Origin of the sequence: Pedobacter ginsenosidimutans (assembly GCF_001442625.1) — a bacterium.
Classification (GTDB): domain Bacteria; phylum Bacteroidota; class Bacteroidia; order Sphingobacteriales; family Sphingobacteriaceae; genus Pedobacter; species Pedobacter ginsenosidimutans.
This window is the reverse complement of sequence record NZ_LMZQ01000028.1, coordinates 100,179-112,468: the sequence shown is the minus strand read 5'-3', so window position 1 is coordinate 112,468 and position 12,290 is coordinate 100,179. Positions and strand designations below refer to the sequence as shown.

Here is a 12,290-nt window from a genome sequence, read left to right as displayed (position 1 = left end):
AAAAGAGGCTGTATCATAAAAGTAATTTCTCTTCAGGTTTTGTCATGTTGTCCAAAGGACTCCTGCGGAGAGCTTGTCGAAACACGTTGCCAAGGCTGTTTAATCTAGTTCTTCGACAGGTTCAGGATGACAATCTATATTTATGATAGAGCTTCTTTTAAGCTATTTCTTCATTGGATGCTGAACATATTCTGATAATCTGACAACCTTTCCATTTTTCAATTTAATGTCGTTAAACAAAGCTACTGTATCGGTTTTTCCTTGCTTTGTTGTAGAAATCTGGTTGTACCACAGGCTTACCCATTCTTCACTTTTATCTTTGTTTATAACCGATTCCATATCTTGCATGTCGATTTTAAAGCCCTTCATTTTGTCGAATTCGCCCTGTAATTCTTTCAGGAGCTGAGGTTTTGTCCCTTTAAATTTGTAACCATCCAGGTCTAAGGCCACACTGTCGGCAAGCACCTTGCTCATACTGGCTGTATCTAAATTTTCGAATGTTTTAATAAGGGTCATTGCGGTTACTGCATTTTTTGTATCGGGGTTCATTTCCCAGTTTTGCACCTGTTTAATGGTATATGGGTATTTGGTACTATCTGCAGCTGCTGCCATATCAGTAGTTTTAGTTTCCTTATTTTCACATGCTGCAAAAAGTAAGGTAGTCATAATAAGAGATGATAATTTTTTCATGATAATTAGTTTATTGGTTTGATTAAATATAACTAATTACTTGAATATTAATTCAATATATACAGTTTTTGTTCGTGAGTTTACATACTGAAATAGGAACAACTAAATAAAATAGATAATAAAATGTGAACTCAGCTCAAAGTATTGGATGCTAAAAATGATTTTAACAATTTATAGCATAATGCGAATAAAAACACACACGTATCTTATGATTAGGTTTTTTATTAGAAAATGGGCATTCAGTAATGCTTCGGGAACAGCAGTCCCGTTATTCGCTATAGCTCCGATAAAAGATCGGAGGCTGCCGCTTTTACCGGGTTTATAGAACAGAGGCTTGTATAAAAAATCACCAATCCTTTCCTACACGGCTAACTATAAATTATTTTTAGCATATCATCCTCGTTTGCAACGAGGATGGAGGAGAAAGGCGATTTTATCGCCATTAAACTACTCTTTCGCGTTACAAATGCAGATCTTGCCAGCCCTCGTTACAAATGAGGACTATTTATAAAGTTATTTGGCAAACTTAATTAAGAGCCTTATTTATACAATCTACCAAAGCCTTCACTTTTATTTCGGAGGTGAGTTCGTATCGATATTCGTCTTCAATACTGCCCATTTTGGTTTCCGTGTTTCTGAATTCCATTTTACTTGGCACAAATTCCTTTGCTGAAGCATGAAATTGCGTGGCACCTGTTTGATCAATGAGGTTTTTAATGTTGTTTTCATTTATACCTGCGCCAGGCATGATGGTAATCCGGCCATTGGCCTTTTTTACAAGCTGTGCTAGTTTTTCTGTCCCCTGAATTGCAGAAGATGCACCCCCAGAGGTAAGCACCCTTTTTATATTGAGTGCGATTAAATCTTCCAATGCCTGATCCATATCGTTACTCATATCAAATGCCCTGTGGAATGCCACCTCCATAGGTTTAGCTAACTCAATCAGTTCAGCGCACCTTTCTTTATCGATAGTGCCATCTGCCTTAAGTATTCCGGTAACTATACCTTCGCAATTTAATGATCTGCAGATTTTTATATCTTCTTTCATTAACTCGAACTCGATTTCAGAATACAAAAAATCGCCTCCGCGCGGACGGATAATTGGCCAAATTTCGATGGATAGGTTTTTCTTAGCCAAAGCAATTTGAGCATAACTCGGTGTGGTACCACCTTCTGCCAGGTTATCGCAAAACTCCACTCTTTTCGCTCCACCATTCTGGGCAGCTAGTGCCGATTGATAAGAATTAGCACATACTTCTAAGCAACCAATTGCCACTTTACTCATTATATTAAGTTAATTTATGTTATTCCTGCGGACCCGCTGGTCCTAAAACCACCCATCCTTTTGGCGATTTGTAGGTGTTAAGCAACTGCACCGATTTTCCGCCATCTGGATACCAGCATACTTCTGTAATTACCCAATGCGTTTCGTCAACTTTTTTACGTTCCGGAAAAGCATTTTGGACAGTAGAAAAATCAGGGAAGCCATGTTCCTCAATATTATTGATGAAAGATAGTTTAAGCACTTCAGCGGTTTCGTTGATAATATTCTGATCTATCTCCATTTTCATCACAGAAAGTAAAGATTTAGCTTCTTCAAAAAAATCCTTACAGGCTATTGCAGCATCAATATCTTTATTCTTGTAGGCTTTTTCGATCGCCAGAATCGCACCTTCTGGTGTTTCGAGATTGGCTTTGAAATGATCAACGCCTTCATCAATATATAAATCTATACTGTTATCAAATGCCGCCTTCTCTTTTTCTGCAACGCCATCCCTAATGGCCCGTATGGTATAACCGCCAATTAACCTGCCGTTTTCAATAATCATCCAGTCTGAGATCAAATCGCGCTTTATGCCGATTTTTTGATTAAATTTTACGGAACGAATATTTACCGGTTCGTTTCCAACGGTACCAAATAAGTTTCCTTCATCATCAAAATGTGGATCTGTTAACCAAATATGTTCGCCTTCATCACCATCTGTAATAAGCACTTTAATCGAAAAATAGTTCTGGTAAGGTTGTTGATTTTTTAAACTTTGTTCGAAATACCAAAGGGTTAAATTGGCTTTTTCGATCGCCCAGTTCATCCGTTCATCTTCACTCGGCACATAAACCATATCTGGCTCACCCTCGCGTTCGGCAACATTTTTCTTTCCGAAAATTTTAGATAATAATCCCATTTACCGTTTCATTTTTGTTAATCGTTGGGAAAATTCAACATATTAATAATAGCTTTTGCCTTTAATTAAAAGATCTTGTTTTTCTGCATTGCAAACCGCGTAACTAAAACCCTTCTGAATGGCATAGGCACCATATTCGCCTTTTTTGTTGATGGCTAAAAATCCTACCTGTATGTTTTTGGCAGTTTCGGGCTTCTTTTTAATGATACGCATTACCGCTTCTTTGCAGGCGGCTTCGGGGGTATAACCCTGGCGCATTAATTCTACCACTAAAAAAGATCCAACATTTCTTACTACCTCTTCACCTACGCCGGTTGAGGTTGCACCACCAACTTCATTGTCTACATAAAGGCCAGCGCCTATAATTGGGCTATCCCCAATCCTTCCATGTAATTTATAGGCCATGCCACTGGTTGTACAGGCGCCAGAAATATTTCCTTTAGCATCAATTGCGAGCATGCCAATGGTATCGTGATTATATTGGTTTCCAGGAAGTTTTTGTGGCGCAGCTTTCTGGTAGAGCTTATTTTCGATGTTCATTACAGGTGCATATTTCGCCGTTTTTAACCATTCTTTCCAAGCTTTTTCACTTGCAGGGGTAAGCAAGTTTTCTTTTTTAAAACCCTGCTCTAACGCAAACTGTAAAGCACCATCACCCGCCAACATCACATGTGGTGTTTTTTCCATCACTTTACGTGCAACCGAGATGGGGTGTTTAATATGTTCGAGCGCTAAAACGGCGCCGCAATTACCGAGTTCGTCCATAATACAGGCATCCAGGGTAACGTGGCCATCACGGTCTGGTAAACCTCCATATCCAACAGATTGGTTGTTTTCATCAGCCTCCGGTACCCAAACGCCTTGTTCTACGGCATCTAAAGCCCGTCCGCCAGTTGATAATACCTTCCATGCATCAGCATTAGCCGCAATTCCAAAATCCCAGGTGGAAATCACAATCGGGAAATTTTCTGCTTTTGTTTCTTCATGCGGAATTACATTAGCAATACTATTTTTATCAATGGCCAGCAACCCGGCCGATAGGGCAGATGCTTTTATAAATTTGCGGCGGTTAAACATGTGTGTGGTTATTGTTTGTAATGGTTAATCGTTTAATTGATCGATCGCTAGCTTGAATATTGGGTATTAATTTAACTAATAGTAAACCGATCTGCATCCTTTAAAAACGGGAACTGTCTTCTGATTTTAACCAGTTCTTCGTAATTGATACTGAATGTATATAAATCTTCGTCTTCTGGTTTATAATAAACAGTATTACCGTAAGGATCTAAGCACATGGATAATCCGCTGTGGTAAATCTGGTTTCCGTCATGCCCAACGCGGTTTACGGCAATAACATAACTTTGGTTTTCTATTGCCCTGGCCGGAATCAATGCTTTCCAATGTGCCGATCGTTTATCAGGCCAGTTGGCAACTAAAAGTAAGATATCGTATTCCTGATCTACATTGCGTAACCAAACCGGAAAACGCAAATCGTAACAAATGGCCAATCTGATTTTCCAGCCTTTAAGTTCTACAATAAGTTTTTCTTTACCAGGACTAAAATGCTGATCTTCATCGCCCATGCCAAACAGATGGCGTTTGTCGTAATGCTGGTTTTTGCCATCTGGTTCCATCCAGATCAAACGGTTAAAAAATTGGTTGTTTTCTTTTATTATGATGCTTCCTGTAACTACGCAGTTGTATTGATGTGCCATTTTTTGCATCCACTGCATCGTTTTTCCACCCATTTCTTCGGCTAAGGCTTCAGAATTCATGCTAAAACCTGTGTTAAACATTTCGGGTAAAATAATAATATCAGTTTTCTCCCTTACACCCATCGATAATCTAAGTGCCAGATTCAAAAGGTTTTTCTCAATGTTTTCCCAAAAAAGATAGGCCTGAAAGACAGTCACTTTCAGGTTTTCTATTTGAGTGTAAACAGGTGTTTCCATTGTATGTGGGTTTAGTCTGGTTAAACGTTTTTTAATTTCTCGGCCGCTAAGGCAAGTGTAGCGTTTTCTTTAGCAAAGCAGAACCTGATAATTTTATGATCGGTAGCTTTTTGGTAAAATGCAGAAACCGGAATGGTAGCCACGCCAAACTCCTTGATCAGTCTCATGCTAAAATCGGTGTCTTTTTCATCGCTGATGCTGCTGTAGCTTGCACATTGGAAATACGAACCGTTGCAAGGCAAAAGTTTAAAACGGCTTTCGGCCAATAGGTTTCTAAAATAATCTCTTTTCTGTTGAAAGAATGTGCCTATTTCAGTGTAATTTTTAGGTTCTTTAATATAATCGGCAATGGCTTGCTGCATGGCACTATTAACGCTGAAAACATTAAATTGGTGTACCTTCCTAAATTCTTTGGTTAATTTCTCTGGTGCTAAACAATATCCAAGTTTCCAGCCGGTAGCATGTAAGAGCTTACCGAACGAGGCTACAATGAAACTTCTTTGCTTTAATTCAGGATAAAGCATAACACTTTGGTGCTTTTGTTCATCGTAAATCAGATGTTCATAAACTTCGTCGCTCAGGATTAAAATATCCGTACCTGTAATCAGTTTAATAAGCGATTTCATATCATCCGATGATAAAATACTACCTGTTGGATTTTGTGGTGTATTTAAGATGATCATTCTGGTTTTGGCCGTAAATAATTTCTTAACCATATCCCAGTCAATGGCATAATTCGGCGGGGCAAGCTCGTAGGTTTTAACCAGGCCTCCTAAAAGTTTAATGGTAGGTGCGTAACTATCGTAGGCTGGCTCGAAAATGATAACTTCATCACCTGCATTGATAATGGCGGCCAATGCTGTAAAAATAGCTTGCGTTCCACCTGCTGTAACTGTAATTTCTGTTTCAGGATTATACTTTATGTTATATAATTTTTCTACTTTCTCTGCAATGGTTTCTTTTAAAAAAGTAGATCCAGGCATTGGTGCATATTGATTAAAACCATCTTGCATGGCTTTATTTACCAATTCAATTAATTTTGGATCGCAGGCATAATCAGGAAATCCCTGAGAAAGATTAATGGCATTGTGTTCTGCGGCAAGTTTACTCATCACCGAAAAAATGGTGGTACTTACGCCAGGAAGTTTAGATTGTATATTAAGCATCTTATAAGCGAAAATAGGAAAAAAAAGCTTAAAGCGTAAAAACCCGTGCCAAAAGCCCCGCTACTCGGTCGGGCGATTGCAATTGTGCATGATTAAAACTTTTTCATGATCATTAAACCCTCGCACTAAATTAACGTCAATAAGCAGCACGTTAAAAGTGTGGTTATGAACGGATTTTAGACCAAGGAATTTTGTATTATTTCAAATATATTTCTGCTTATTTAAAATTATTCCAGATAAACCCCTTTCTTTGCAATTAAAATCTCAATTATCCATTAAATATGAAGTTTAAACACTTAACCGCTGCCTTTTTACTAGTGATAACTGCATCTGCATTCGTTAGTCCGGAAAGAGCTTTAAGAACATTTGTTTCCAACTACGAAAATGTATTGGGTACATCATTAGAATTAAAATTTAAAACAGTTAACCAGGCCGATGCAGATTTAGCCGAAGTGCGTGCATTAAACGAAATCGATAGGCTGGATGATATTTTAAGTGCTTATAAGGCGAACAGCGAGTTTAGTAGATGGATGAGCAATGGTAAACAAACCACTAAAGTTTCGTCAGAATTATTTGAGGTTTTAAAGCAGTTCGAAAATTATAAAGTGTTAACCAATGGCGCGCTTGATGCATCAGCTAAAGTAATAGGTGATGTATGGAAAAAAGCAGCTGCCGAAAACCGTTTACCATCCGCTGAAGCATTAGCGCATGCAGTTACTTTGGTTAAGCAAAAACATTACATCTTAAATGAACGGGATAAAACAGTTACCCGTTTGGATGATGCGCCATTGGCATTAAATTCTTTTGCAAAAAGTTATATCATTAATAAAGCTGCTGAGAAAGCTGTTCAAAGTCCTGGAATTGAAAACGTGGTTGTAAATATTGGTGGCGATATAGTAATTAAAGGAAACCAGCCAGAAGCTATCGAAATAGCAAACCCTAAAGCTGATGCCGAAAACGATGCCGCGTTAACAACAATCAAAGTGTCGAATATGGCCGTGGCAACCAGCGGTAATTACCGCAGAGGTTTTAACGTAAATGGAAAATGGTATTCACATATTGTGGATCCACGTACCGGAAAGCCTGCTTCAGCAATAATCAGTGCAACGGTTATTGGTCCTGACGCCAGTGAAGCAGGGGCTTTAGCTACTTCTTTTAATGTGCTTTCTGTTGCCGAGATCGAGGCATTGACAAAGACCAGAATATGGTACCGTAACCGAGCATGTAGAAATCATCAACCAACACGGAGAAGTTGTACTTGTTTGCGACCATATTTTGGTGGTGAAAAAGGTTCATTAGTTCAATCGTCAACAGTTCATTGGTCTGGGCGCCTATAGCGACAGTCTTACCAGACATAATTAACACCAATGAACAAATGACTAATGAACCAATGACAAATGACAAATGAACCAATCAACTATAGAACTAAACCAATGAACCAATGACTAATGAACCAATAAGCACACAACCAGAAATTGTAACTGAGGGCGATCCGTCATCAGGAAAAAAGTATTTATTACCGTTTATACTCGTAATCAGCTTGTTTTTCCTTTGGGGAATGGCACATAACCTCGATTCAATCTTAATTCCGCACCTAAAGAAAGCATGTAACCTCAATAACAAACAGTCTACACTGATTGATACTTCTGTTTTCTTTGCCTATTTTTTAATGGCTATTCCTGCCGGAATGATTTTGAAAAAGTGGGGTTATAAAGCAACTATGATCTCTGGTTTGTTGACCTTTGCGTTTGGTGCATTTTTATTTGTTCCTGCAGCCAATAACTTATCATACATTACATTTTTAATTGCGCTTTTCATTATTGGCTGTGGTTTAACCATGCTCGAAACTTCTGCTAATCCTTATGCTGCTGTATTGGGTGATCCTGCGAAAGCAACAAGTAGATTAAACCTGGCTGCATCTTTCAACGGACTGGCTGCTATGGTGGCACCAATGATTGGTGGATTGTTTATCCTATCGGGTAAATCGCATACTAAGGAAGAATTGGCCGCCATGACGGAGGCCGGTAGAAACAGTTATTTCTTAGAAGAGGCTGCATCGGTTAAAACGCCTTACATCTCCTTAGGAATTGTTTTATTGGTAATTGCACTAATCTTTTACTTCATCCATCTTCCCGAAATCAAAACAAAAAGTATAGATGGTGAGGCTAAAGGGAGTTTTTTTGGCTCACTACGCCATAAACACCTTAGGTGGGCTGTCATTGCTCAGTTTTTCTATGTAGGTGCACAGGTTTGCGTAACCAGTTTTTTTATTAGAATGGCACAACAGGGCGGTGGCTTTGATGAAAAAACAGCTGCATCATATTTGGTTGTTTATGGATTTTTATTTACTGCCGGCCGCTTCGCTGGAACGGCGCTCTTACAGTTCATATCTTCAAATAAATTGCTTGCGATTTATGCCTTGATATCAATAATCTTGTGTTTAATTGCCATTTTAGGTAAAGGGTCTTATGTGGTTTATGCTTTGGGTGCTATCGGATTCTTTATGTCAATTATGTTTCCAACCATTTTTGCATTAGGAATTGATGGAATCGGCGACGATACAAAACCAGGTTCTTCTTGGTTGATTATGTCGATTGTAGGTGGGGCAATTTTGCCATTCGGCATGGGAAGTTTAATCGATATGTATGGAGATAATATCCAGATCGGCTATAGCATCCCATTGATTTGTTTTGTATTCGTTCTTTATTTCGGATTAAGAGGCTATAAAATCGCACACAAATAAAATTTAACGTCATCTGATAGCTATCGGATGCGGGGAGGAACGACGTGGCAATCTATTCTCGAATAAAGATTGTTTCGCAGGTTGAAAGCCACCTTTGGTATTTACAAGAAAATAAAAAAATGAGATTTAGGTTTAGCAAGATTTTAATATTCATTCTGTTGTTTTGCTTTTGCTTTGCATCAATTGCCGGTGCACAACAGAACGAAAGTGCAAAACCTTGGGTATTTTGGTATTGGGTAAAAGGTGCGGTTTCAAAAGCAGGCATTACAGCCGATCTTGAAGCCATGAAATCGAATGGTATTGCAGGTGCTTATTTAATGAGCATCCAAGGGCCAGATAAAATACCTGTTTATTCGACCCCCGCAGTTCAACTTACACCCGAATGGTGGCAAATGGTTGAATTTGCCATGAGTGAGGCCAAACGGTTAGATCTGAAACTAGGTATGCATGTGAGTGATGGTTTTGCTTTAGCAGGTGGCCCATGGATAAAGCCTGAATTTTCGATGCAGAAAGTAGTTTGGTCTAAAATAAATATCAGTAATACAGCTACTAAGATCATTTTACCTCAACCAGAATCAAAAGAAAATTATTATAAAGATATTGCCGTTTACGCTTACCCTTCACCAATTGGTGAAAGCATTTCAACACGAACCGTTATTCCGAAAATTACAACCAGCAATGGTGCCGATGCCGCAGGTTTAGTGCAACCAGGGAATAAAAAAAACTTCGGTTCAAATGAGCCATGTTATATTCAATACGAATTTGAAAAACCTTTCACCTGCAGAACGGTGACCATTAAAGTAAGCGGAAATAACTATCAGGCACAACGTTTGGCTATCGAGGTAAGTGATGATGGAAAAAATTTCCGATCTATAAGGAGATTGGAAGCGCCCCGTCATGGCTGGCAGGATACCGATGAAGATGTTACCCATTCCATTGTACCTACCACCGCTAAGTTTTTCAGGTTTATTTATGATAAAAAGGGATCCGATCCAGGTTCAGAGGATTTAGATGCAGCCAAATGGAAGCCATCATTAAAGCTCGTGAATCTCGAATTATCTTCCGAAGCACGGCTCAATCAGTTCGAAGGCAAAAATGGTTCAGTTTGGCGGATCAGTAAGAGAAGCACTGAAGCAGAAATTGCCAAAAACCTTTGTGTGCCCTTGAATAAGATCATTAACCTAACGGGTAAATTAAACCCGGATGGAACCTTAAACTGGACAGCGCCAAAAGGAAACTGGACAATTTTACGGATCGGTCATACTTCAACAGGGCATACCAATGCAACAGGCGGCGGTGGAAAGGGCTTAGAATGCGACAAATTTAATCCGGAAGCGGTAAAATTACAGTTCGAGAATTGGTATGGTGAAGCTTTAAAACATGGTGGGCCGGAAATAGCGAAAAAAGTATTAAGCATTTTCCATGTAGATAGTTGGGAATGCGGAAGCCAGAATTGGTCGCCGGTATTTAAAGCAGAATTTTTAAAGCGAAGAGGTTACGATTTAACACCTTATTTACCGATCATGACCGGATTGCCTGTAGAGAATGTATCCGTGTCCGAAAGTTTCCTTTACGATGTTAGAAAAACGATTTCAGAATTGGTTGTCGATCAGTTTTATAAAACGCTGGCTAAACTGGCAAAGGATCAGGGCGTAACTTTTACGGCTGAAAGCATTGCACCTACCATGATGAGTGATGGATTGATGCATTACAAAACGGTTGATGTGCCCATGGGCGAATTTTGGTTAAATAGCCCTACGCATGACAAACCAAATGATATGTTGGATGCCATTTCTGGAGCACATATTTATGGTAAAAACATCATCCAGGCCGAGGCTTTTACCACCGTTAGAATGGACTGGAACGAAAGTCCGGCCAATATGAAAACTTTACAGGACCGTAATTATGCTTTAGGGATCAATAAATTGGTGTATCACGTTTTTACACATAATCCCTGGACAGATCGGAAACCCGGAATGACCTTAGATGGTGTTGGCCTGTATTTCCAACGCGACCAAACCTGGTGGAAGGCTGGTAAAGCATGGATAGATTATGCAGAAAGAACGCAAAGCTTGTTACAGCAAGGAAAACCTGTTGTAGATGTCGCCGTTTTTACGGGTGAAGAATTACCACGCCGTTCTGTTTTACCAGATAGGCTAATAGAAACCTTGCCCGGTATTTTTGGTGCAGATGTAGTGGAAGCTGAAAAGAAACGCCTCGCAAATGTTGGAGAGCCGTTGAGGCAGATTCCGGCTGGTGTTACCCATTCTGCAAATATGGCCGATCCAGAAAATTGGGTAAACCCATTACGTGGGTATGCTTACGATAGTTTTAATCCCGATGTGTTGAGTACGGCTACTGTAAAAGACGGTAATGTTGTTTTCGAAAGTGGGGCATCTTATAAAGTTTTGGTAATACCGGGTACCATGAAAATGAACCCGAATTATCAGTATATGAGTTATACAACTGTAAAAAAAATATTTAAATTAATCATAGCGGGAGCTAATGTGATTGTAGCAGACAAACCTTTATATCAAATTGGTTTACAGAAAGTTAGTAAGTCTGCATTTAACTCTGCAGTGGATGAAATCTGGAAGAATAATTTTCATGAGATAAATAATGATAATCATCCTGTTTTAACGAAAGTAATGGATAAAGGCAATCTGTTTAAAGCTCCTTTTAAAGCCGATAATTTTAAACTTGTAGGAATTGAACCAGATCTTTATGCAACGGAAACTAACCCGAACAGTAAGCCAATTACTTATGCAAAAAAAGTCGCTTATACTCACAGGAAAACTGATAAAAAGGATATCTATTTTATTTCCAATCAAGAGGCTAAAGAAAGAAATTTTAGGTTTTCATTTCGTGTAACCCATAAAATACCACAAGTTTATGATGCTGTTTCCGATAAGTTAACTGACATTAATAATTGGTCTAATGAAGGGGAGCGAACGGTCTTTACTTATAAAATCGCTCCTAATCAAAGTTTATTTTTTCTCTTCGAAAAGGAAACTCCTAAAACTCAATTTAATAGTGGTAACAACTGGTTAAGCTTCAAAACCATTCAGGATATTTCCAAAACCTGGCAAGCGAAATTCGATACGGCTTATGCTGGCCCTTCAAAACCTGTCATTTTTAACGACTTAACCGATTGGACATTAAATGCCGATAGCTTGGTTAAATATTATTCAGGAACTGCAGTTTATACCAAAACCTTCAACTTTAACGGAGAGCTTAAAGATAAAATCTGGCTTGATTTAGGCGAATTCTCCAGTATTGCCGAAGTAAAAATCAATGGAATAAACTGCGGTACTTTGTGGACTGCTCCGTACCGTTTAGAAATTAGTAAAGCCATTAAAAAAGGCGAGAACCAAATTACCATTGAAGTGACAAATACCTGGGCTAACCGTTTAATAGGCGATAGCAAATTGCCGGAAAATAAAAGAATGACCAAAACAACTGCACCTTTCCGATTGGAAGGCAAACCTTTAAATCCTGCAGGATTATTAGGGCCAGTGGTGATACAAGTGGAAGAGTAATCGGAATTTAATATTTC

General features: G+C 38.9%; 9 protein-coding genes. 3 read left to right on the top strand and 6 right to left on the bottom strand.

Going from position 1 to position 12,290, the window contains the following annotated elements; translation table 11 throughout:
* Window positions 1-162 precede the first annotated feature (162 nt).
* The 6 genes from ASU31_RS22180 to ASU31_RS22155 all read right to left on the bottom strand — a co-directional run bounded on the left by ASU31_RS22180 (window position 163) and on the right by ASU31_RS22155 (window position 5,991).
* Window positions 163-690 carry a hypothetical protein gene (locus tag ASU31_RS22180; RefSeq protein ID WP_057934444.1) on the bottom strand — a complete coding sequence of 176 codons (528 nt, stop codon included), beginning with the start codon at window positions 688-690 and terminating at the stop codon, window positions 163-165.
* Between the two features lie 526 nt (window positions 691-1,216).
* Entirely contained in the window at window positions 1,217-1,975 is a 759-nt protein-coding gene (locus ASU31_RS22175) for a copper homeostasis protein CutC (protein ID WP_057934443.1), read from the bottom strand.
* Between the two features lie 19 nt (window positions 1,976-1,994).
* Window positions 1,995-2,873, bottom strand: a complete 879-nt coding sequence (locus ASU31_RS22170; RefSeq protein ID WP_057934442.1) for a YegJ family protein — start codon at window positions 2,871-2,873, stop codon at window positions 1,995-1,997.
* Window positions 2,874-2,915: 42 nt separating this feature from the next.
* Window positions 2,916-3,950: a glycosylasparaginase gene (locus tag ASU31_RS22165; protein WP_057934441.1), complete on the bottom strand. Its 1,035-nt coding sequence runs from the start codon at window positions 3,948-3,950 to the stop codon at window positions 2,916-2,918.
* Window positions 3,951-4,021: 71 nt separating this feature from the next.
* Window positions 4,022-4,825: an amidohydrolase gene (locus ASU31_RS22160; RefSeq protein ID WP_209435034.1), complete on the bottom strand. Its 804-nt coding sequence runs from the start codon at window positions 4,823-4,825 to the stop codon at window positions 4,022-4,024.
* A 20-nt stretch (window positions 4,826-4,845) separates the two neighbouring features.
* Window positions 4,846-5,991, bottom strand: coding sequence for a methionine aminotransferase (locus tag ASU31_RS22155; RefSeq protein ID WP_057934440.1), 1,146 nt, complete (start codon window positions 5,989-5,991; stop codon window positions 4,846-4,848).
* Window positions 5,992-6,272: 281 nt separating this feature from the next.
* Between ASU31_RS22155 and ASU31_RS22150 the strand changes: the two genes are divergently transcribed.
* From ASU31_RS22150 to ASU31_RS22140, 3 genes are all read left to right on the top strand, one after another.
* Entirely contained in the window at window positions 6,273-7,328 is a 1,056-nt protein-coding gene (locus ASU31_RS22150; RefSeq protein WP_057934439.1) for an FAD:protein FMN transferase, read from the top strand.
* Between the two features lie 104 nt (window positions 7,329-7,432).
* On the top strand, window positions 7,433-8,734 hold the full coding sequence (fucP, locus tag ASU31_RS22145) for an L-fucose:H+ symporter permease (RefSeq protein WP_057934438.1): 1,302 nt from the start codon (window positions 7,433-7,435) through the stop codon (window positions 8,732-8,734).
* A 119-nt stretch (window positions 8,735-8,853) separates the two neighbouring features.
* Window positions 8,854-12,273 (top strand): glycosyl hydrolase, encoded by a 3,420-nt coding sequence (locus tag ASU31_RS22140; protein WP_057934437.1) that lies wholly within the window; start codon window positions 8,854-8,856, stop codon window positions 12,271-12,273.
* Window positions 12,274-12,290: the final 17 nt, after the last annotated feature.